The 21,907-nt window shown below is 65.0% G+C and carries 22 protein-coding genes and 1 pseudogene; 7 read left to right on the forward strand and 16 right to left on the reverse strand.

Translation table 11 applies throughout. The annotated features are described in order from the left end of the window. From ABIA42_RS02805 to ctrA, 3 genes are all read right to left on the reverse strand, one after another. On the reverse strand, positions 1 to 387 hold the full coding sequence (locus ABIA42_RS02805; RefSeq protein WP_370115674.1) for a hypothetical protein: 387 nt from the start codon (positions 385 to 387) through the stop codon (positions 1 to 3). A gap of 1 nt (position 388) precedes the next feature. After that, complete coding sequence (locus ABIA42_RS02810) at positions 389 to 793, reverse strand: DUF350 domain-containing protein (protein ID WP_370115672.1); 405 nt, start codon at positions 791 to 793, stop codon at positions 389 to 391. 212 nt (positions 794 to 1,005) lie between these two features. After that, positions 1,006 to 1,707: a response regulator transcription factor CtrA gene (gene ctrA, locus ABIA42_RS02815; protein ID WP_008138878.1), complete on the reverse strand. Its 702-nt coding sequence runs from the start codon at positions 1,705 to 1,707 to the stop codon at positions 1,006 to 1,008. A gap of 420 nt (positions 1,708 to 2,127) precedes the next feature. Between ctrA and fliI the strand changes: the two genes are divergently transcribed. The 6 genes from fliI (at position 2,128) to ABIA42_RS02845 (ending at position 8,482) form a co-directional block, all read left to right on the forward strand. Further along, positions 2,128 to 3,453, forward strand: coding sequence for a flagellar protein export ATPase FliI (fliI, locus tag ABIA42_RS02820; RefSeq protein ID WP_239621572.1), 1,326 nt, complete (start codon positions 2,128 to 2,130; stop codon positions 3,451 to 3,453). Positions 3,454 to 3,574: 121 nt separating this feature from the next. After that, complete coding sequence (gene fliJ / locus ABIA42_RS02825) at positions 3,575 to 3,994, forward strand: flagellar export protein FliJ (protein WP_011084990.1); 420 nt, start codon at positions 3,575 to 3,577, stop codon at positions 3,992 to 3,994. A 321-nt stretch (positions 3,995 to 4,315) separates the two neighbouring features. Next, positions 4,316 to 4,861 carry a sigma-70 family RNA polymerase sigma factor gene (locus ABIA42_RS02830; protein WP_271526902.1) on the forward strand — a complete coding sequence of 182 codons (546 nt, stop codon included), beginning with the start codon at positions 4,316 to 4,318 and terminating at the stop codon, positions 4,859 to 4,861. 36 nt (positions 4,862 to 4,897) lie between these two features. Continuing rightward, the gene (locus ABIA42_RS02835; RefSeq protein WP_370115669.1) at positions 4,898 to 5,956 is read left to right on the forward strand and encodes an anti-sigma factor domain-containing protein; all 1,059 of its coding nucleotides are present in this window, start codon (positions 4,898 to 4,900) and stop codon (positions 5,954 to 5,956) included. A 231-nt stretch (positions 5,957 to 6,187) separates the two neighbouring features. Further along, entirely contained in the window at positions 6,188 to 7,147 is a 960-nt protein-coding gene (locus tag ABIA42_RS02840; protein ID WP_271526900.1) for an AraC family transcriptional regulator, read from the forward strand. Positions 7,148 to 7,261: 114 nt separating this feature from the next. Further along, positions 7,262 to 8,482: an NAD(P)/FAD-dependent oxidoreductase gene (locus tag ABIA42_RS02845; protein WP_271526899.1), complete on the forward strand. Its 1,221-nt coding sequence runs from the start codon at positions 7,262 to 7,264 to the stop codon at positions 8,480 to 8,482. Between the two features lie 335 nt (positions 8,483 to 8,817). Here the strand turns inward: ABIA42_RS02845 and ABIA42_RS02850 are convergent, their stop codons facing one another. From ABIA42_RS02850 to ABIA42_RS02885, 8 genes are all read right to left on the reverse strand, one after another. Then, positions 8,818 to 9,018: a hypothetical protein gene (locus ABIA42_RS02850; RefSeq protein ID WP_271526898.1), complete on the reverse strand. Its 201-nt coding sequence runs from the start codon at positions 9,016 to 9,018 to the stop codon at positions 8,818 to 8,820. Positions 9,019 to 9,312: 294 nt separating this feature from the next. Continuing rightward, on the reverse strand, positions 9,313 to 11,454 hold the full coding sequence (flhA, locus tag ABIA42_RS02855; RefSeq protein ID WP_370115666.1) for a flagellar biosynthesis protein FlhA: 2,142 nt from the start codon (positions 11,452 to 11,454) through the stop codon (positions 9,313 to 9,315). A gap of 343 nt (positions 11,455 to 11,797) precedes the next feature. Further along, a complete protein-coding gene (locus ABIA42_RS02860; RefSeq protein ID WP_370115664.1) occupies positions 11,798 to 12,100 on the reverse strand; it encodes a copper-binding protein in 303 nt (100 codons plus the stop codon). 15 nt (positions 12,101 to 12,115) lie between these two features. Continuing rightward, on the reverse strand, positions 12,116 to 12,571 hold the full coding sequence (locus ABIA42_RS02865) for a plastocyanin/azurin family copper-binding protein (protein ID WP_370123665.1): 456 nt from the start codon (positions 12,569 to 12,571) through the stop codon (positions 12,116 to 12,118). 32 nt (positions 12,572 to 12,603) lie between these two features. Further along, positions 12,604 to 13,941 carry a copper oxidase gene (locus tag ABIA42_RS02870; protein ID WP_370115662.1) on the reverse strand — a complete coding sequence of 446 codons (1,338 nt, stop codon included), beginning with the start codon at positions 13,939 to 13,941 and terminating at the stop codon, positions 12,604 to 12,606. A gap of 13 nt (positions 13,942 to 13,954) precedes the next feature. Further along, the gene (locus ABIA42_RS02875) at positions 13,955 to 15,379 is read right to left on the reverse strand and encodes a TolC family protein (RefSeq protein ID WP_370115660.1); all 1,425 of its coding nucleotides are present in this window, start codon (positions 15,377 to 15,379) and stop codon (positions 13,955 to 13,957) included. 9 nt (positions 15,380 to 15,388) lie between these two features. Further along, positions 15,389 to 15,673, reverse strand: coding sequence for a hypothetical protein (locus ABIA42_RS02880; RefSeq protein WP_370115658.1), 285 nt, complete (start codon positions 15,671 to 15,673; stop codon positions 15,389 to 15,391). Between the two features lie 73 nt (positions 15,674 to 15,746). After that, positions 15,747 to 16,190: a hypothetical protein gene (locus ABIA42_RS02885; RefSeq protein ID WP_370115656.1), complete on the reverse strand. Its 444-nt coding sequence runs from the start codon at positions 16,188 to 16,190 to the stop codon at positions 15,747 to 15,749. 152 nt (positions 16,191 to 16,342) lie between these two features. Between ABIA42_RS02885 and ABIA42_RS02890 the strand changes: the two genes are divergently transcribed. After that, on the forward strand, positions 16,343 to 17,608 hold the full coding sequence (locus ABIA42_RS02890) for an MFS transporter (RefSeq protein WP_370115654.1): 1,266 nt from the start codon (positions 16,343 to 16,345) through the stop codon (positions 17,606 to 17,608). A gap of 95 nt (positions 17,609 to 17,703) precedes the next feature. On the opposite strand, the gene cydX is transcribed toward ABIA42_RS02890, so the two are convergent. The 5 genes and pseudogenes from cydX to ABIA42_RS02915 form a co-directional block, all read right to left on the reverse strand. Beyond that, positions 17,704 to 17,829 carry a cytochrome bd-I oxidase subunit CydX gene (gene cydX / locus ABIA42_RS02895; protein ID WP_035677896.1) on the reverse strand — a complete coding sequence of 42 codons (126 nt, stop codon included), beginning with the start codon at positions 17,827 to 17,829 and terminating at the stop codon, positions 17,704 to 17,706. A 12-nt stretch (positions 17,830 to 17,841) separates the two neighbouring features. Then, positions 17,842 to 18,983: pseudogene (gene cydB, locus ABIA42_RS02900) on the reverse strand (cytochrome d ubiquinol oxidase subunit II). 13 nt (positions 18,984 to 18,996) lie between these two features. After that, positions 18,997 to 20,553, reverse strand: a complete 1,557-nt coding sequence (locus ABIA42_RS02905; RefSeq protein WP_370115652.1) for a cytochrome ubiquinol oxidase subunit I — start codon at positions 20,551 to 20,553, stop codon at positions 18,997 to 18,999. Between the two features lie 179 nt (positions 20,554 to 20,732). Further along, positions 20,733 to 20,873, reverse strand: a complete 141-nt coding sequence (locus ABIA42_RS02910; RefSeq protein ID WP_271526888.1) for a hypothetical protein — start codon at positions 20,871 to 20,873, stop codon at positions 20,733 to 20,735. Positions 20,874 to 21,031: 158 nt separating this feature from the next. Continuing rightward, the gene (locus ABIA42_RS02915; protein WP_370123663.1) at positions 21,032 to 21,691 is read right to left on the reverse strand and encodes a TetR/AcrR family transcriptional regulator; all 660 of its coding nucleotides are present in this window, start codon (positions 21,689 to 21,691) and stop codon (positions 21,032 to 21,034) included. Between the last annotated feature and the right edge of the window lie 216 nt (positions 21,692 to 21,907).

Raw genomic sequence — 21,907 nt, forward strand, 5'->3', positions numbered from 1 at the left:
TCAGCCGCCGCCGGAAAAGCCATGGCCGAAAGAGCCGAAGCCGCCGCGGCTCACGCTATGGGAGCCCGAGTCGGACGACGTTCCCGACGAGGAGTGGCTCGAGGAATCGCTGCTGAAGAAACTCGATCGCGACGACCAGCGCGAGCTGCTGCCGCCTGACGAACTGCTGCCGCTGCTGCTGCAGGTCGTCGTCGTCTGGCCCGGTACGGCGACGGGAGAAGGCTCGCAAGTCTGCCGCGGCATCAGCGTGTAGGCGGTGGTGCCCACCGCGATCGTGCCCATCACGAGGAGGGCGACATGGCCCGAGCGCTTCAGCGGCGGCCGCGGCGCTGGCTCGGCCACCGGCCGGCGCTTGCCGAACTCCTTTTTGGCAGGTCTGTCGGCCATGTCAGTAGATCATGCTGGCGGCGTTGAGGAGGCCGGCGGCGAGCGAGGACAGGCCGAGCCAGATCGCGGGGGCAAGCTCGCCGGCATCGATGCGCCTCGACAGGTCAGGCACCGGAACCTTGACGAGATAGAACACGATGACCTGCACGACCAGCGCGATCGTCGCCCAGATCAGGCAGTCCAGCACGTTGGCCGAATGCGCGATGGCGCTCACCAGCGGCGCCACGAAGCCGAGCAGGCTGAGCCCGAGCGCGATCGCTGCGGCCGGCTCGTTGTCGCGGATGAGCTGGAATTCGTTATGCGCCGTGATGCGGGTGTAGACGAACAGATAGGTCACGATCGCGATCAGCCCGGTGCAGAAATAGACCAGGAAGGCGGGCAGGCCGGCGAGTGATTGCAGGATCATCGTTCCCCCATCGTGCAGCGACCATTCGTCGGCAGGAGAAGGGTAGTGGTTCAAACGTTAGTGAGGGATGAAGTCGTATCAGCAGCGGTTGCTGCACCTCTTCCGCAAGCGGGAAACGGAGAAGACGTCCCCAAAAACAAAAACCCCGCCATTCGCGGCGGGGTCCAGGCTGGGAGGAGCGAGCCCCGAGGCTCGCGACGTAACCCAGGAGATCAGGCGGGAATGCGCTCTTCGTGCTCGTGCGGCTCGCGCAGCACATAGCCGCGGCCCCATACGGTCTCGATGAAGTTGCGGCCCTCGGAGGCGTTGGCGAGCTTCTTGCGGAGCTTGCAGATGAAGACGTCGATGATCTTCAGCTCCGGCTCGTCCATGCCGCCATAGAGATGGTTGAGGAACATTTCCTTGGTGAGGGTCGTGCCCTTGCGGAGCGAGAGGAGCTCCAGCATCTGATATTCCTTGCCGGTCAGATGCACGCGCTGGCCGCCGACTTCCACCGTCTTGGTGTCGAGGTTGACGACGAGGTCGCCGGTCTGGATGACCGACTGGGCATGGCCCTTGGAGCGGCGCACGATCGCGTGGATGCGGGCCACCAGCTCGTCCTTGTGGAAGGGCTTGGTCATGTAGTCGTCGGCGCCGACGCCGAGACCCTTGACCTTGTCCTCGATTCCGGCGAGGCCGGAGAGGATCAGAATTGGTGTCTTGATTTTGGAGACCCGGAGCTGCTTGAGCACGTCGTAGCCGGACATGTCGGGCAGATTGAGGTCGAGGAGAATAATGTCGTAATCGTATAGTTTACCGAGATCGACGCCTTCTTCCCCCAAATCGGTCGTGTAGACGTTGAAGCTCTCCGACTTCAGCATCAGCTCGATCGACTGCGCGACGGCGCTGTCATCTTCAATCAGCAAAACGCGCATGCCAGTTCCCCATAGTCGCCGCTCCTGGGCGTCAGGTCGGCCGCATTCGCGGCACTCAACAAAACGCCTTTGAACAACTGATTCGGATCCTGACGACAGATGGTTAACAAACTCTGATTCTGGAACGCAAGTCCCCACGGTGCAATTTTTGCCGAATCGCCCTAAGGTCTTGCGTATGAAGCAGCTTTCGTTACCCGATTCCGTTCAATCTCCACTTTAAGAGACGGGCCTAACCGACTCCCGCGACTCAGCCTTCTTCTGAAGGGGAGTCACGCTCAGTCACAAAGACAGTGACGCAATGATTAATGATGCGGGTAAACACGAGGTTAAGCGCCGTTCAGAAATGTGGCGAAACTTAAGGCTTTCACCGTGATGAAGGCGACCACCTCATGAAGGCCCTGACATGAAGGCGCGCTCCCGATGAAGGCTCTTGCCGAACAGATCGGCGACATCGACGGCGTCAACATTTATGGCCGCGTGGTCGGGGTCCGCGGCCTGATGGTCGAGGTGGCCGGTCCGATTCACGCCATGTCGGTCGGTGCGCGGCTCGTGATCGAGACCGGCGCCAACCGCACCATTCCCTGCGAAGTGATCGGCTTCTCCGGCAACAATGCTGTCGTGATGCCGTTCGCCGGCCTCGACGGCGTACGCCGCGGCTGCAAGGCGGTCATTGCCAATGCCGCCAATCAGGTGCGGCCGTCCGCAGCCTGGCTCGGTCGCGTCGTCAACGCGCTGGGCGAGCCGATCGACGGCAAGGGGCCGCTGCCGCAGGGCTCTTCGCCGATGCCGTTCCGCAATACGCCGCCGCCCGCGCATTCGCGCAAGCGCGTCGGCGCGCCGCTCGATCTCGGCGTGCGCGCGATGAACACCTTTCTCACCTGCTGCCGCGGCCAGCGCATGGGCATCTTTGCAGGGTCCGGCGTCGGCAAGTCGGTGCTGCTCTCGATGCTCGCGCGCAACGTCGATGCCGCTGTCAGTGTCATCGGGCTGATCGGCGAACGCGGGCGCGAGGTTCAGGAATTCCTGCAGGACGATCTCGGCGAGGAGGGCCTCGCGCGTTCGGTCGTGGTGGTCGCCACCTCCGACGAGCCCGCGCTGATGCGCCGCCAGGCGGCGTATCTGACGCTCGCGATCGCCGAATATTTTCGCGACGAGGACAAGGACGTGCTCTGCCTGATGGATTCGGTGACGCGCTTTGCCATGGCCCAGCGCGAGATCGGCCTGTCCGCCGGCGAGCCGCCGACAGCCAAGGGCTATACGCCGACCGTCTTCACCGAGTTGCCGAAGCTGTTGGAGCGGGCCGGGCCGGGCCTGGGGGAGGGGGCAATCACCGCGATCTTCACGGTGCTGGTCGACGGCGACGACCATAATGAGCCGATCGCGGATGCGGTCCGCGGCATCCTCGACGGCCACATCGTGATGCAGCGCTCGATCGCCGAGCGCGGCCGTTACCCCGCGATCAACATCCTCAAATCCGTCTCGCGCACCATGCCGAAATCGGCGGATCCGCAGTTCTGGCCCGTCATCCAGCGGGCACGCCAGGTGATGGCGACCTACGCCGACATGGAGGAATTGATCCGGCTCGGCGCCTACCGGGCCGGCTCCAGCCCCGAGGTCGACGAGGCGATCCGGCTGCACGAGCCGCTGGAGGCCTTCCTGCGCCAGCGCAAGGACGAAAATGCATCCCTGGCGGACGGCTACCGCCAATTGGCGCAGATCCTCGGCAATTTGGAAACGGAACGCTAACTTTGTCAGGTCATCATCCGTCCCCACAGAGTAGCAGAGCCGGTCTTGGCCTCAATCGGGCCTGTGGGGCGACCGGTGCCGTCCCACGTGCAGCGGGGGGACTTCTGGGGAGTACGAGTCGATGAAGTCACGAGATACGCTTATCCGCCTGAAAAAGTTTCAGGTTGACGAGAAGCGCCGCCGGGTCACCCAGATCGAGACCATGATCGCCGATTTCCAGCGGATGTCGGTCGATCTCGAACGCGAGATCCAGACGGAGCAGGAGCGTGCCGGGATCAACGATCCCTCGCACTTCGCCTATCCGACCTATGCCAAGGCCGCGATTCAGCGCCGCGAGAACTTGACCCGTTCAGCCGACGAGCTGAAGGGCCAGCTCGACGAAGCCAAGGCCGCACTGGCCGAGGCCTTCGAAGAGTTGAAGAAGGTCGAGCTCCTGGACGAGCGCGACCAGGCCCGCGAGCGCGCCGAGGAAAACGCCCGTGAGCAGGCCGATCTCGACAGCATCGGCCTGATGCGTGCCCGCATCGGCGCGGTAGCCTGAGCCGGCCGGCAGCCAGACCACGTTGGAATTTGCCAAACCCGGACCCACAAGGTCCGGGTTTTTCGTATGTGCTGTCCACAGCGGGGCACCGCGCCCCTTGGTGGTCGGCTTTGCCGCGCGCTATGGTGGCAGCAATGAATGCTGTGCCAGCGACGGCGGTGTCCACCTCTCCCTTGGGAGAGGTCGGCGCGGAGCGCGGGGTGAGGGGTTACGGTCTCCCGTTAGCCCTGAGCCCCCTCACCCGATTTGCTGCGCAAATCGACCTCGTCCCGTCGGGGAGAGGTGAAGGCGAAGACGGCGCCGCGCGTTGGGGGGGGCTGAATGCTGACGCCAGCAGAGCTGGTCGAGTTGATCGAGGCGGTGGCGAAGGGCGATCAGGCCGCATTCGAGCGCCTCTACGCCGCCACGCGCGCGAAACTCTATGGCGTCGTGCTCCGTATCTTGCGCCGACAGGATCTCGCAGAGGAGGTCATCCAGGAGACCTACGTCAAGATCTGGAACAACGCCGGCCAGTTCAACTCGGCCTTGTCGTCGCCGATCACGTGGATGGCCTCGATCGCGCGCAACCGTGCAATCGACATCGTGCGCAAGAAGTCGGAAGTCTCCATCGAGGAAGAGCCTCAGGCGATGGAGGTCGCGGCCGAGAGTCCCGATCCGCTGGCGCGCCGCGAGATGACCGAGGAGCTGAAGCGGCTCCTGGAATGTATCGGCCGGCTCGAGCCGGACCGTCAGAGGCTCGTGCTTCTCGCCTACTACAACGGCTGGAGCCGCGAGCAATTGGCGGAGAAATTCGCCGCGCCGGTCAACACGGTGAAGACGTGGCTCCGGCGCAGCATGCTGGATATTCGGGAGTGCCTCGGGCTGTGATGGCCTGATGATGAGGATGGTTCTGGACCGCAATTGATGGCCTACACGGAGGATCATATCGCGCTCGCCGCGGAATACGCGCTCGGTACGCTCGACGCCGATGAGCGTGCGCAGGTCGAGGCCATGATGGCGGAGGACGAGGCGTTCGCCGATATCGTGCAGTCATGGTCCTATCGACTTGGCGCGCTCAACCAGATGGTCGGCTCGGTCGAGCCGCGTCCGGTCGTGTGGGAGAACATCAAGTCCGAAATCGCGCGCACCGCGCTTGCGCAGGAGCCGCCTGCACCTGCCGAAGCTTCGCCGCCGCCTGCGCCCATGCCGGACCTGCCCGCGGAGGAAGCTGCGACGTCGGAATCTTCCGCGGAGAACGGGCCCCCGCAGACATCGCATCCCGCCGCGGAGCAGCCCGGGTCGTCGCGCCCCGAACCCGATGCCATCCCGGACATCGCGCCGCAATTCATTCCGCAGGTCCATGCTCCGGATATCAGTATTTTGCGCGCACAGCTGGCGCCGGTCGTCGATGGTGACGTGATCCGCCTCGAGAGGCGCGTGAAGCGCTGGCGCAACATTGCATCCGCCGTCGGCGCGCTCGCGGCCGCGCTGCTCGTGGCGCTGTCGCTTCAGATATTCCTGCCTGATGCGCTGCCGGGCGTCTTGCGTCCTGCGCCCCGCATCCAGACGGTGGAGGTGAAGGCCCCGGCCGCGCCGCTCGCCGCCTCGGCGCAATATGTCGCGCTGCTGCAGGGCCAGGGCGGCGGCCCCGCCTTCATCCTCACCATCGACGGCGCGACGCGGAATTTCACGGTGCGGAAAGTCGGCGCGACGCCGGAGCCCGGCAAGAGCTTCGAACTCTGGCTGATCTCGGACAAGCTGCCGCGGCCGCGCTCGCTCGGCGTGATCGGCGCCGGTGATTTCACCGCGCGTCCGCTGCTCGCCTCCTACGATGCCGAGGTCGTCAACAGCGCCACCTTCGCCGTCACCGTCGAACAGGCCGGTGGCTCGCCGAACGGCCAGCCCACATCGGCGCCGGTGTTTTCCGGCAAGCTGATCGAGACCGTGCCGCCCACGCAGCCGCAGGCGCCCGCCCAAAAATAGGTGCCGTAGCCTGGATGAGCGAAGCGATATCCGGGACGTCCGTTCCCGCATGTCGCTACGCTCATGCGGGCTACGAACCAGAAGCGCGCGCCTTGTCGCCGCGGTCCATCCGGTCGTCGCATTTCGACAAGCCCGGCCAAATCCGCCCCCGATTTTGAACCTCCCCGCAAGCCGCGGCGTCAAATCCCCGGAATTTGAAGTCGGCGATGCCGGAGAGGGCGAGAGAATCAGATGGATGCAGCGAGAACGCCGGGCATCTTCCTTCACCAATATGCGGGGCTGCCGCACGGCCCGGCGTTCGAGGACTGGCGCGGGCGGGCCTTCGGTCGCTGCGGCCTCGACATCGGGCCGAGCCATGGCGACAGCATCGATTGCCGGCTCCAGGTCAGTGTCATCGACAACATCGTGCTCGCCATTCCGGAAGGCGCCTCCGCGCAATATTCCCGTACGCAGAGCCACCTCGCCGACGGCAGCGACGACCTCGTCCTGATCGCGGCGCATGCGGGGCTCGTCCGCGTCGGACAGAATGGGCATACCATGGAGCTCACGCCTGCCCAGATGGTGCTCGTCGACATGAGCAACACGGGCACCGTCGGCCACACCGACGAAGACCGCTTCACCACCATTCGCATGCCGCGCCGTGCGCTGCTCGACATCAATCCGCGCGCCGAGGACAAGCTCTCGCAGGTGCTCTGCGACGGCGCGGTTGCCGAGACCATCTTCCGCTACCATGCGCTCGCCGCCAACCACGCGCCGCATCTCGATGCGGTAGGCCAGCGCCTGACGGCGCAGCATATGGTCGATCTCGTCGGTCTCCTGCTCGGCACCGATGCGGAACATGCAAGCCGGGCACGCGGACGCGGGCAGGCGGCGGCTCGCCTCGATCTGATGCGCGCCGACGTGATGGCCGCACTCGGCCGCAACGATCTCTGTCTCGCCGAGGTCGCGACGCGCTCAGGGCTGAGCCCGCGCCAGGCACAGCGCCTGTTCGAGCAGGCCGGCACGACCTTCACCGAATTCGTGCTGGAGCAGCGCCTGCTCCAGGCGCGCAAGCTGCTCGGTGATCCCCGCGCCAGGGCGCGCAAGATCAGCGACATCGCGCATTCGTCCGGCTTCTCCGATCTGTCCTATTTCAATCGCGCCTTTCGCAAGCGCTTCGGGGCGACGCCGTCGGAACTGCGTGAGGCGTAAATCGCGATTTCGTGCGGCGGGGCCGGCGCTGCCGCATTTGGTCGACGCCGGCCGTTGAGCTAGTCTGTCCAGGCGGGGAGACCGCAGGATCCTCTGGAAGGTGCGCAGGCGGACATGGCGCGTATTGTCGTGCTCGGTGCCGGATTTGCAGGCCTGTGGGCGGCCATCGGCGCTGCGCGCAAGCGCGACGAGATCGGCGCGAGCGACCGCGACATCGAGATCCGTCTCGTCGACCGCAATCCCTATCACAATATCCGCGTGCGCAACTACGAGGCCGATCTCGGCGAGGTCGCGCTGCCGCTGCCGCAACTGCTCGATCCGATCGGTGTCAGCCACGGCCTCGGCGAGGTCGAGGCCATCGATCCGGTACGGCGCGAAATCTCGCTCGTCACCAGCAGCGGCGAGGAGACGCTGGGCTATGATCGCCTCGTGCTGGCGCTCGGCAGCGAGGTGATGCGCCCCGACATTCCCGGCCTTGCCGCGCACGCCTTCGACGTCGACACCTATGCCGCGGCGCTCCGCCTCGAAGAACATCTGGTTTCGCTTGGACGCAGCGCGCCGTCTCCGGGACGTTCAACGGTGGTGGTGGTCGGCGCCGGGTTCACCGGCATCGAGGTCGCAGCCGAGATGCCTGACCGGTTGGCGCGTGCGGGCATCACCGGCAGCCGCCACATCGTCCTGGTCGATCCCAATCCAGCGGTCGGCGCCACGATCGGCGCGCCCGCGCGTCCGGTCGTCGAGACGGCCCTGGCTTCGCTCGACATCGAGACGCGGCTCGGTGTGCGTGTCGTGTCGATCGAGGCTGCTGGCATGCGCCTGAACTCGGGCGAGTTCATTCCGGCGCAGACGGTGATCTGGTGTGCGGGCATGCGTGCAAGCCCCTTGGCCGCGAACTTTCCCGGCGCACGCGATCGTCTCGGGCGCCTTCTGGTCGATCCCTTGATGCGGGTTGCGGATGTCGGCGGCGTGTTCGCGGCGGGCGACGTTGCCTCGAGCGTGATCGACGGGTTGCATCCGACCGTGATGTCCTGTCAGTTCGCCCGCCCCATGGGCCGCTTCGCCGGCCACAACGTGGTGGCCGATCTCGTCGGCCTGCCCATGCTGCCGCTGCGGATCGACTGGTACGTCACCGTGCTCGATCTCGGCGGCTGGGGTGCGCTCTATACGGAGGGGTGGGATCGCGAGGTCCGTGCCACCGGCGCGGCCGCAAAGGCGACCAAGCAGACCATCAACCGCAAGCGGATCTATCCGCCGCTGACCGGGAGCAAGGACGAGCTGTTCGCTGCCGCAGCGCCGACGGTGCAGGCACCGCCGCCGACTTATGGGGGGCGGTGATGCAAGCTCGCTTCAATGACCGTGTGGTGATTGCTCGCGCCAAATGATCGGCGTCATCGTCCGCGACGGCGGACGATCCAGTATTCCAGAGACAGGGAGGGATGCGGAAGGGGCGCGGCGCACTGGATTCCCCGCCTTCGCGGGGAATGACAGCCGTATTGGTCGAGGAATGTCCGAGCTTCAAGTGCGTGTACGCATGCCCAGACGTGAGAAAGCGCCCGTGGGGGGCGGGCGCTTTCTGTAGTCGACTTGGGGTTGGGGTCGTCTACATATCCACGTGGCGACTTTGGGGGGCTGGTAAAGGGCCGCGTGAATTCCTGAAACTCTAGATCTCCTTATCGAACAAGGGATGCGTCCGAACTGGTGACAACGACCGGCTTGCCGGCCTTGATGACGCGGGCGGTCTGGGTCAAACCTTCATCCGAACCCGAGCGCGCCGTAATGCCGAGGCCTGCCACCGCGATCCCCGCGACGAGGGCCACGACCACGACTTTCAAGTGGGTCGAGCGATCAGCGCTGTAGATCGAGTGGTTCATGGAAGCCTCCTGCCGCCATCTACCCGAAGTAGTCGCCAGCCCGTTCGGGCAGGTTCATGCTTCCGATGCCCAACAACCTAGTATTGGGGGGATTTGTTCCCAAGGGGCGGTCACAAGAGCGTGACAGGACGTGAAAGGTCGCGATCAGCAAGGATCCCGGATCGCGCGATTATATAATTAATTCAATGGTATGGCGCGATGGTTGAGCGCCTTTGCCGCATTTGGTTGACAAGGCGCCAGGAACTCAAAAACCATTTGCCTGTGGCTGAAAAACACACGGCTTCTTAAGGCAAATCAGATGCTTCCGACCGTTTTCAGCCTCGCCCTGGGGTGGATTTCTGCCTGCGACAGCACGGTCGTCTGGGCTCGGAACCGCTCCACCAGGGACCGGACGAACGGACGAATTGCCGCAGAGGTGACCAGCACCGGTGCTTCGCCCTCGCGGGCCGCGCGCTCGAACGCCTCGCGCACGGCGGTCATGAACTCCGACAGTTTCGAGGGCTGCATCGCGAGGCTGCGCTCCTCGCCCTGGCCGATGATGGATTCGGCAAAGGCCTGCTCCCACCGTGCCGACAGCGCGATCAGCGGCAGATAGCCGTTGTAGGAGGTGTTCTGCGCGCAGATCTGCCGCGCCAGGCGGGCGCGGACGTGCTCGACCATGGTGGTGGGGTTGCGCGAGAAGGCGAGCGAATCGGCGATGCCTTCGAGGATGGTCGAGAGGTCGCGGATCGAGATGCGCTCGGCGAGCAGCAATTGCAGCACGCGCTGGATGCCGGAGACCGTGACCTGTCCGGGGACGATGTCCTTGACCAGCTCGCTCTGCTCCTTCGGCAATTCCTTGAGCAGCTTCTGCACCTCGCCATAGGAGAGCAGGTCCGACATGTTGGCCTTGAGCAGCTCGGTGAGGTGGGTCGAGAGCACGGTCGCGGCGTCGACGACGGTGTAGCCCTTGAGAGAGGCTTCTTCCTTGAGGCTGGCGTCGACCCAGGTCGCGGGCAGGCCGAAGGTCGGCTCGGTGGTGTGGATGCCGGGCACCTGCACCTGGCTGCCGCCGGGATCCATGACCATGAACTGGTTCGGCCAGATCTTGCCGGTGCCGGCGTCGACCTCCTTGATCTTGATGATGTAGGTGTTGGCCTCGAGCTGGACGTTGTCGAGGATGCGCACTGCCGGCATCACGAAACCCATCTCGATCGCGAGCGAACGGCGCAGCGCCTTGATCTGCTCGGTGAGGCGATCGGTGCCGTCGGGACCGTTGACCAGCGGCAGCAGCGCATAGCCGAGCTCGATCTTGAGGTCGTCGATCTTGAGTGCGGCCGAGATAGGCTCTTCGGTCGCAGCGGCCCCGGGTGCACCGGGCTGACCTGCCGCGGGCGCGGCCTTGGCGGCTTCCTCGGCCTTGGCGGTGACCCGGTTGCGGTTGCGGGCGTTCCAGGCCAGCGCGCCGGCGCCGGCGCCGAGCGCCAGGAACGGGAGGGTCGGAATGCCCGGCAGGGCCGCCAGCACCAGCATCACTGCCGAGGACATCGCCAGCGCCTGCGGATAGCCGGAGAATTGCTTCATCAGCGCCTTGTCGGCGGCGCCGGACACGCCGGCCTTGGAGACGAGCAGGCCGGCCGCGGTGGAGACGATCAACGCCGGCACCTGGGTGACGAGGCCGTCACCCACGGTCAGCAGCGTGTAGGTGCGGCCGGCGTCGGCAAAGGACATGCCCTGCTGCGCCACGCCGATGATCATGCCGCCGACGACGTTGATGAAGACGACCAGGAGGCCGGCGATGGCGTCACCGCGGACGAATTTGGAGGCACCGTCCATGGCGCCGAAGAAGCCGCTCTCGTCCTCCAGCTCCTTGCGCCGTTCCTTGGCGACCTTCTCGTCGATCAGCCCGGCAGAGAGGTCGGCGTCGATCGCCATCTGCTTGCCGGGCATGGCATCGAGGTGGAAGCGCGCGGCGACTTCGGCGATGCGGCCCGAACCCTTGGTGATGACGACGAAGTTGACGATGATCAGGATGGCGAAAACGATGATGCCGATGACGAAATTCCCGCCCATCACGAAGCTGCCGAAGGCCTCGATGACGTGACCGGCGGCGGCCGTGCCCTCGTGCCCGTGCGACAGGATCAGGCGGGTCGAGGCCATGTTGAGCGACAGGCGCAGCATGGTCGAGATCAGCAGGACGGTCGGGAAGGCGGAGAATTCGAGCGGCGCCTGGATGAACAGGGACGTCATCAGGATCAGGATCGAGAGCGTGATCGAGATCGCCAGGAACAGGTCCAGCACGACCGCGGGCAGGGGGAGGATCAGCACCACCAGGATGGTGAGGACGCCGAGCGCCAGCGCGATGTCGCCGCGCTTGAGGATGTTGACGATCTCGTTGAGGGAGGGGATGCCGGGCTTCGCGCTGCCTACGCCCTGTCCCGCCGTGACGTCGACCATGGTAGCTGCCTCCCCGCGCGACTGCCGTCCGCGCGCCCCAAACGTCTGCGCGGCGGCCGATGGGCCGCCGTTCCGAAAGTGAGGCACCGCACTGGCGTCCACGGGAGCTCCCGTTCTACGCGGCTGACGACACTCGACTTCACCCGGCAATTTTTGCCCGGTGTATGGTTAGCAAAGGGTTAACGCGGGGTGGCGGGGAGAGGGGCAGGCGGGGGTGTTTCGGTCCCCCAGGCTGTCATTCCGGGGCGCCCGAAGGGCGAACCCGGAATCCATCGGGCCGCAGGTGGTGTGGGGAAATGGATTCCGGGCTCGCGCCAAGGGGCGCGCCCCGGAATGACAGAGCCTACTTCGCCTTCTGCATCTTGGTCACCGTGTAGCCCGACGCCGCCTCCTCGGCCTCGAAGGTCACCTTGTCGCCGACCTTCACCTGCTTGAGCATCGCTGCGTCCTTGACGCGATAGACCATGGTCATGGGCTCCTCCATGCCGAGGCTCTTCGCCGGTCCGTGCTTGAGCGTGATCTTGCCGGCGCCTTCGTCGATCTTCTTCACCTCGCCGCTGATCGCGGCGCCCTCGGCTGCGAGGGTCGCGGTCGCAAGGCCGGCAGCCAGCGCGAGCGCAGCGGCGATACGGATGATGCGGTTCATGGGAGTCTCCATTGCTCACTTCACGGTGACGTGGCCGACCATGCCGTAGTCGCGATGGTCGGGAATCAGGCAGGAATATTCGAATGTGCCGGCCTTGCTGAATTTCCAGAGGATCTCGGCCGTCTTGTTCGGCGCCAGCCGGACGCCGTTGGGATCGTCGTGCTCCATGTGCGGGTGCTTCTTCATCTCCACCGCATGCGCGAGATTTTCCTTCGGTGTGGCGAGCAGGAATTCGTGGTCCTCCTTGCCGACGTTGCGCAGCACGAAGCGGATCTGCTCGCCGCGCTTGACCTCGATCCGGGCAGGCGCGTAGTCCATCTCGTTCATCAGAATCTCGATCGTGCGTGCGGGCTTCTTGGGATCGCCGGGCTCGCCGGCGGAAAAGTTTCCGTGCCCGTGCTTGTCGTGGGCAAAGGCCGGCGCGGTCGAAAGCGCAGCCAGCGCGAGGCCGAGGCTGATAGTGGTCTTCATCGTGGTCTCCGGTTGGTCGTTCATCGAAACGCTCACATCTTCATGTTCTTCATCGGCGGGCTGCCTGGTTTTTGCCGGGCAGGCTCTGCGGCCGGCGCCGTGACCTCGTAGGCGACGGTGCCTTGCGGGAATTTGTACGGGCCGGGATCGCGGTAATCGTCGTGCGCGAGGTCCTCGCGGATCTTCATCACGGTGAACATGCCGCCCATCTCGATCGGCCCGAACTGGCCGGTGCCGGTCATCATCGGGAGCGTGTTGTCGGGGGCGGGCATCTCCATGTTGCCCATCGCCATGCCGGTCGAGCCCATGGCCATGCCGTCAGGCGCAAGCTTGCCGACGGCCCTGGCGAGGTCCTTGCGCGACACGCCGATGAGGTTGCGCACAGCGTGTCCCATCGCGTTCATGGTGTGGTGCGACTTGTGGCAGTGGAACGCCCAGTCGCCGGGATTGTCGGCGAGCACGTCGAACACCCTGACAGCGCCGACTGGCACGTCGGTGGTCGTCTCCGGGATCTGTGCGCTCTCCGGGATCCAGCCGCCGTCTGTGCAGGTGACTGCAAAGCTGTGGCCATGCAGATGGATCGGATGGTTGGTCATGCTGAGATTGCCGATGCGCACGCGCACCTTGTCGCCGAGCCTGACCGGCAGCGGATCGATGCCGGGAAATACCCGCGCATTCCAGGTCCACATGTTGAAGTCGGTCATCTCGTTGACATGCGGCAGATAGGTGCCGGGGTCGACGCGATAGGTGCTCATCACGAAGACGAAGTCGCGGTCGACGGGCCGGAAGCCTTGGTCGCGCGGATGCACGACGACCATGCCCATCATGCCCATTGCCATCTGCACCATCTCGTCGGAATGCGGGTGGTACATGAAGGTCCCGCTCTTCTTCATCTCGAACTCGTAGACGAAGGTCTTTCCCGGCTGGATGTGCGGCTGGTTCAATCCGCCGACGCCGTCCATGCCGCTCGGAATGATCATGCCGTGCCAGTGCACGGTGGTGTATTCGGGCAGCCTGTTGGTGACGAAGATGCGGAGCTTGTCGCCCTCGACGGCTTCGATGGTCGGGCCCGGCGATTGCCCGTTGTAGCCCCACAAATTCACCTTCATGCCCTCGGCGAATTCGCGCACCACGGGTTCGGCGACGAGATGGAATTCCTTCCAGTCGCCGTTCATGCGGAACGGCAGCGACCAGCCGTTGAGAGTGACCACGGGGCGATAGTCGGGACCGCTGGTCGGATGCAGCGGCGGCTGCATCACCACCTTGTCCATGGTGGGTGCTTCCGGAATCGATGCGGCCTGGACGCGGCCGCTGATGGCCGATGCGCTGGCAAGCGCGGCGGTCCCCAGGAATCCTCGGCGGGAAAACATGCTGGCCTCCATCTCAGTGGCCGCCGCCGGCAGGCGCTGCCGCGGCGATGGTGGTTGGATTGTCGCCGCCGGCCGCCGGCACGCCGCCGCCGTTGACGGCAGTCTGCAAATCGGCCTGGGCGAGAAAGAACCGCTGCCTGGCGTCGATCGCGCCGCGCAGCGACGTCAGACGCTGTCGCGCCTCGGTGAGCAGCGCGAAAATGTCGACCTGCATGCTGGAGAAGCGCAGCTGCATCTCCTCGGTGATGATCTTCCGCAAGGGGATGATCTCGCGCTGGTAATGGCCGGCGATGTCATAGGTGGAGTGATAGACACGATAGGCATCGCGCGCCTCGGAGCGCACATTCACGGCGCGCTCGGTCAGGCGGTTGAAGGCGAGATTGTAGGTCTCGGCGGCCTGCCGTACCCGCACCTCGCCGCCGTCGAAGATCGGGATCTGGAACTGCACGTCGAAGCCGCGTTCGCGGAACGGCGGCCCTTCCGGATCCTGAGTGCGGCGAGAGATGCCGGCGAGATCGAGCAGTGTCACGAAGCGCGTCGCCTCGGTGAGGTTCAGGGCCTTCGCCAGCGCGGCCAGCTCCAGCCGTGCGATCTGCAGGTCGATGCGGTGCGCCACGGCATCGGCCTCGATCGAGGGCAACGCTTGCGGCCGACGCGGCAGCGCCGGCAGTCGATCAGGCAGACGGAAGTCGAGACCGTCGTCCCACAGGCCCATCAGGCGCGCCAGCCTTTCGCGCGCGCTGGTTGCCATCTGCCGCGCCGTTGCGAGGTCGGCGGTGGTTTCGGCGTAAAACACCTGCTCGCGGGCCTGGTCGAGCTTGTTGAGCGAGCCGGTTTCGCCGAGCTTGACCGCGAGCTGTGCGGTCGATTCCGCCGTGGCCTTCGCGTCGGTCAGCAGCGCCACCATCTCGTTGCCGGCGACAGTGCGGACATAGGCGCGGCGGACGTCGGCCGCGAGCCGCAGCGTCGCCAGGGCAGCGCGCAGCTGCGCTCCGCGGAAGCGGTCGCGGGCGATGTCGGAGCGGAACGGCAGGGTGGCCAGCGCGAGGATGTCGCCGACCACCTGGCGCTCGATCTCGCTGGCGCCGTTGCCTGATATCCGCGAGATCGCGAACACGGGATTGGGCGGCAGGCTCTGCTCGACGAGATCGGTCTCGGCCAGCGCCAGCTCGTTGTAGACGGCTTGCAGTCCCTTGTTGTTGAGCAACGCGATCTGCACGGCGGCATCCGCGCTCAGCGTCCGCGACAACAGCTGGCGAACGCGCGCGTCGACCGCGTCGGCGCCCTCGGCCGTTCGCACGAAGGCGACGTCCTTGTTGATGGTCTGGCTTGTCAGATCCGAGACTGCAATCATCCCGCTGTCGGGCGAGAACGCGGCGCAGCCTGAGACGCTGAGCGCAATGAGGACGAGCAGGCCCCGCGCAAGATGGCGTGTCATGGCGCGCTCCTACCTGTCTTGCTTCGGCTGCGGCGTCACCGCGTCGTTGCGGCCACGCCATGGCGCCGGCGTCGCAGGGCGCAGGCTGGTGTAGGGCGCAATGGTCGAGCGATAGCCGATGCGGGCCACCTTCGCCGCCGGATCGGCGGGATCGGCGCTGGCGACTTGAGTCGTTGCAGGCATGCAGCCGGACAGTGCCAGCGCGGCAGAGGCCAGCAGCAGCCAATTGAATCGACACTGTCGTCCACCCACCGCAGATGCGGCGGCGGACTTCGCCCCGGAAAGCGTCAACATGATTCATCCCTGATCTGGAGACCACAGGTTCGCGCGCGCAAAAGCGCGCTCGGCCCGAAATCGTCGCGTCACATCAGGCGATGGGGGGGCGGTAGTGCACGGGCGGCGCCGCGCTGTGCAGGCTGGCCACGAGCTCGGGCGCGCAGGCGGAGACGGGCAGCAGCGGCGTGGCGACGCCGGGCAGATCGGCCGGCAACGCGCTCACACACATCATCGCGCAGCACGGTCCCACCGTTCCCTTGCCGTCGTGATGATGCGGAGCCGGCGCGTCCTGCGCGGCCGTCTGGGGGTGAGCGTGGGTTCCCGCGTGTTCGTGCGAGGCATCGCCATGCAGATGGCTCGTCGGCATCTGGTGATGCGCCGGCACGGGATCTGCGAGGAGTGCGTCGTCAAGGCACGGTGCAGCGCCATCGCCCCAGGCAAGCGCCGCAGCGGGCGCGAGCACGCAGAACAGGTAGGCGAGGGCGATGATCCGCCCCACCCTGATCCGCATCGATCGCGTCAATCGCAGCAACATCCGCCGGTATGCTCTCCGCGCGCGGCAAAGGTGCACACGCGGATTGCAAACTAGTGGCAAATTGCGCGGTCGCCAAGCTCCTTCTTACCGCAGTGCACCGCGCATGCCCAATATCGCGTCACAATGCTTGACCCTGTGGCGATCCGCGGGCCATGGTCCGGCCCGTGCACGCGCCAAATCATCCGGGACAGACGCCTCAATCATTCAGCCCTGATTCCCGTCAGGCCTGGATGCGGCTGATCATTGCGCTTCTGATCGGCTCGATCGGCGCCGTCGGCATGTGGGCGGTCGTGGTCGTGATTCCCGTGGTGCAGGCCGAATTCGGCGCCACGCGCGGCGCGGTGTCGCTGGCTTTCACCCTCATGATGTTCGGGTTCGGGCTTGGCGGCGTGATCGCCGGCAAGATCACCGACCGGTTCGGCATCGTACCGGCCATGGCGATCAGCATCGCTTTTCTCGGCGTCGCCAACGTGCTCGCGGGCCTGTCGAGCCAGCTCTGGCAGTTCGTGGCGGCTTACTTCCTCATCGGGCTCGGCACCGCGGCGACCTTCGCGCCGCTCATGGCCGAAGCCTCGCACTGGTTCGAGCGCTACCGCGGACTTGCCGTGACCATCGTCGCCAGCGGCAATTATGTCGCCGGCACGATGTGGCCGCCGGTCGTGAGCTGGGGCACGCAGGAGATCGGCTGGCGCTACACCCATATCGGCATCGGCATGGTCTGCGCCAGCACGATGACGCTTCTGGTCCTCGTCCTGCGCGCACAGATGGGCAACGACAAGGTCCGCGATCATGCCAACGCACCGCCGCCGCGGGTCGATCTCAAGCTGTCGACCAACACGCTGACGGTGCTGCTTTCGATCGCGTCCATCGCCTGCTGCGTGGCGATGGCGATGCCGCAGGTGCATATCGTCGCCTATTGCGGCGATCTCGGCTATGGCGTGGCGCGCGGGGCCGAGATGCTGTCCTTGATGATGGCCTGCGGCATCGTCAGCCGGATCGGCTCCGGCTATCTCGCTGACAAGATCGGCGGCATCCGCACGCTGCTGGTCGGGTCGCTGGCGCAGGGTTTTGCGCTGGTGTTCTATCTGTTCTTCGACAGCCTGACCTCGCTGTATCTGATCTCCGCGATGTTCGGCCTGTTCCAGGGCGGCATCGTGCCGAGCTACGCCATCATCGTGCGTGAGGCGATGCCGGCGAGCGAGGCGGCGACGCGCGTCGGCATCGTGATCTTTGCGTCCGTGTTCGGCATGTCCTTCGGCGGCTGGGTGTCGGGCGTCATCTTCGATGCCACCGGATCCTACGCCGCGGCGTTCGCGAACGGCGTGGCGTGGAATGCGCTGAACATCGGCATCGTCGTGCTGCTGCTGATCCGCTCGCGGATGAGCGCGACGAAGACCGGTCCCGGTTTCGCGACCTAGGCCTTCCGTCCCAAACGTTGCCGGCTGCGTCGATCGGAGCCGCCGGCGCGAAAGTTCGACGAACCCGCACGGACGGCTGCGTGCGGGTGTCCGCTTCAGTTATGGTGTCCGGTGTCGGTATCGCCGAGTTCCCGCTGCGTGTTGGCCTCGAACCACAGCGCATTGAGGATGGCGAAGGTCCCTGCGAAGGCGACACCGAGAATCCACGAGAAGTACCACATTGTCGTCTCCAGCTAGTACACCGTCGAATGCGTCTCGTCTTTGACGAACGCTTCGTTGATCGGTCCGCGCAGCACGCTATAGACCCAGGCGGTGTAGAGCATGATCACGGGCAGGAAGATCACCGTTGCTGCGAGCATGATCCGCAGCGTCAGGAGACTCGACGACGTGTCCCAGACGGTGAGGCTGGCACTGGGATCGAGCGACGACGGCAGCATGAACGGAAACAGCGAAAGGCCGGCCGTCGCGATGATAGCGGCGATGCCGAGTCCGCTGGCCAGAAGTGCGAGACCGGCGCGCTGCTTGCCGAGCAGCAGGGCTGAAGCGGCCAGCATCAGGATGGCCACGATCGGGGCCGCCTTCGTCCATGGGAACAGTCGATAGTTGACGAGCCAGGCGCCGGCCTCCTTCGTAACCGTCTTCAGCAACGGGTTGGACGGGCCGTCATGGGGAATGGGCTGAGCGACCGAATAGCCTTCGATGCCATAGGCCACCCAGATGCCGGCGACGATGAACAGCGCGATGGCTGCCAATGCGGCCATCCGCCCGATGCGCATGCCCCGCGCGACCAGCGGACCTTCGGCTTGAGGGCCAGGTAGTTGGCTCCGTGCAGGGTCAGCATGGCGACGCTGATCAGCCCGCAAACCAGCGCGAACGGATTGAGCAGGCCCAGCAAGGTGCCTTCGTAGGTCATTCGCAGCGTGTCGTCGAAGCGGAAGGGAACGCCGACGATGACGTTGCCGAACGCGACGCCGAAGATGAGCGCCGGCACCAGGCCCGCGATGAAGAATGCGAGGTCCCAGGTTGCGCGCCATCGCACGTCGTCGAGCTTGCTGCGGAACTTGAACGCGACCGGACGCAGGATCAGCGCAGCGAGCACCAGGAACATCGCGAGATAGAACCCTGAGAAAGCCGTGGCATAGAGCAACGGCCAGGCCGCGAAAATGGCGCCGCCGCCGAGGATCAACCAGACCTGGTTACCCTCCCAGACGGGGCCGACCGTGTTGATGACGATGCGGCGCTCGACGTCCGACTTGGCCACGAAGGGAAGCAGGATCGCCACGCCGAAGTCGAAGCCGTCCATGACGGCAATGCCGATCAAGAGAATCCCGAGCAGTGCCCACCAGATCAGTCGCATGCTTTCGTAGTCGAACATGACGGTGCTCCTCCTATTCGGCAGCGGCAAGACGAACGGTCGGCTCGGTGCGGGGCCCCTGGGGCCCGGCCTTGGCCGTCTTCACCATCAGAAAGATGTCGACGACCGCGAGGGTCGAATAGAACACCACGAAGCCAATCAGGGTGGTCCAGACGTTGGCGGCCGAAAGGTTGGACACAGCCAGAAAAGTCGGAAGCACGCCCTCGATGACCCACGGCTGCCGTCCCACCTCGGCGACGATCCAGCCCAGCTCTGCCGCTATCCAGGGCAGCGGCAGACTGAGCAGCGCCGCCCAAAGGAAGAGGCGGTATCGATCGAGCTGCCGTTTGCTGGCGAGCACGAAGGCAACCGCGAACAGGGCGATGAAATAGAAGCCGAGCCCGACCATGAAGCGGAAGCTCCAGAACAGCGGAGACACCGCCGGGACGGTGCTCCATGCCGCCTTCGCGATCTCCTCCGGCGTCGCATTGCGGACGTCGGGGCGGATCTTCTTGAGCAGCAGGGCGTGGCCGAGATCCGCCGCCGTCGCATCCAGACGGGCCTTCTCGGTTGAGCTGGATGGATCGGCACGGAGCTTCTCGAGCGCGTCGTAGGCGATGAGGCCGTTCTTGATCCGTTGCTCGGCATGCGCGACGAGCTCCTTGATGCCCGGCACCTCCTTGTCCAGGGATCGCGTCGCGATCAATCCGAGCACCCAGGGGATCTTCACCTCATATTCGGTGGTGTGCTTTTCGAGATTGGGGAATCCGAACAGCGTAAAGGATGCCGGCGCGGGCTCCGTCTCCCACATCGCCTCGATCGCCGCGATCTTCATCTTCTGGTTTTCGCCGGCCGTGTATCCGCTCTCGTCGCCGAGAACGACGACGGACAGGGCGGAGGCAAGGCCGAAGCTGGCCGCCACGGTCATCGAGCGCTTGGCGAACTCGACATGTCGTCCCTTGAGCAGGTAGTAGGCCGAAATCGAGAGCACGAGCATCGATCCGGTCACGTAGCCGGCGCTGACGGTATGAACGAACTTGGCCTGTGCGACCGGGTTAAACAGCACTTCCATGAAGCTCGTCACTTCCATTCGCATGGTCGCCGGATTGAACTCGGCGCCGACCGGATACTGCATCCAGCCGTTGGCGATCAGGATCCACAATGCCGAAATGTTCGAGCCGAGCGCGACGAGCCAGGTGACGGTGAGATGCTGCAGGGCGCTCAGCTTCTCCCATCCGAAGAAGAAAAGACCGATGAAGGTGGCCTCCAGGAAGAAGGCCATTAGCCCTTCGATTGCGAGCGGGGCTCCGAAGATGTCGCCGACATAGTGACTGTAATAGGCCCAGTTCATGCCGAACTGGAATTCCATGGTGATGCCGGTGGCAACACCCATCGCGAAGTTGATCCCGAACAGGAGGCCCCAGAACTTCGTCATCTCCTTCCAGATCGCGCGTCCGGTCATCACGTAGACGCTCTCCATCACTCCGAGCAGGATCGAAAGTCCGAGCGTCAGGGGAACGAAAAGGAAATGATACAGCGCGGTCAGGCCGAATTGCAGCCGTGAAAGCGACACGACGTCCAGCGATGTCATTGCGTGCGTCCTTGATTGGCGGAGTTCGTGGGGTCGAGAAACTGGCGGTCGAGGGCGCTGGCGTCGATCCGAGGGCGCTTGCTCGGCGCGAACACGAAAATCGCGGCTCCAAGGATGACTGCGATCTTGATCGTGAGTACGATCGTAAGGCTACGTCTCAGACCGGATGCGGCCATGAGTCATTCGTCCAGCTTGAAGTACGCATGGCTTTGGTCCATGCGGCCGACCACGGTGGAAGATCCAAGCGGGGTCCATTTCAAAGAGACCGATAGATCTCCTGAGGTGGGCGTCGCTTGATCGAGCGCAAAACGCTTCTTCACGTCGGTGTGAGACACTCGTGCGAGGAGATGCGCGGCTCAACAGGACAAATTGTCCAACTAAAGCGCGATGCGATTAGGATGAGTCGTCATCGCGCTTCAGGTTGTTGTTTAAGCATGATCTTTTCGGAAAACCGCTGTGCACTTTTCCGGATCATGCTTTAGCGCTTGCGATGCGATTTGCGGCCGGCCTTCTTGGCTAGCGGAGGCAGAGAGCCGGCCGCGCGCGCCTTGGTCTTGGCACTGGGCTGCATGCGCAGACCGTCGACGAACACGTCGAGCATCCGCAGCACCGAGGATTGCCAGCCGGGCTGGTCGTGCATGTAGCACATGCCGACGAGCGCCCGCAGCAGGTCCTCGGGGCTGATATCTCCGCGCATCTGGCCCGCCGCGACCGCGCGGTCGAGCAACGAGCCGATCGCCTTGGTCAGCCGGTCCATGGAGAAAGCCGCGAGCTCGGACGAGCTCTGGAACGTCAGCGCCAGCGCGGCCGACATGCCTTTCTTGGTGGCGACGAATTCGACATTGGAGCGCAGCCAGCGACGCAGCGCGTCCACCGGGTCCTTGGCGTACTTCAACTGCTCGGCAAGCTCGCTGAGCTGCTCGACTTCGCGCCGATAGACTGCCTCGAACAGATCCTCGCGCGTCGGAAAATGCCGGTAGAGCGTACCGATGCCGACGCCGGCGCGTTTGGCCACGGCCTCCAGGCTTGCCTCGGGACCGCCCGCGCTGAACACCACCTTGGCCGCTTCGAGCACGCGCTCGCGATTGCGCACGGCATCGGCGCGGGGCTTGCGGGTGTGGTCGGTGTGGTCGTCCATGCCGGCAATGTAGATCACGAATTGGTTAGATTGAACCCTTGTTGAACCTTAACGGGCTGCATCGCGTTGGTGGCGCAGGGGCTTTTGACAGATTCCAAATATTTGCGGCGACCCTTGTTAAACGGAGGGTGCCTCCGTATCTTCGCTCGAGCGTCGGCCTGCATCCGTGTTCGGGCGGCGCGATATCGACGGCGGCCACGGAGGTGGCGCGCTGCA

The sequence above is a fragment of the Bradyrhizobium sp. USDA 327 genome (genome assembly GCF_041262065.1).
Lineage (GTDB): Bacteria > Pseudomonadota > Alphaproteobacteria > Rhizobiales > Xanthobacteraceae > Bradyrhizobium > Bradyrhizobium liaoningense.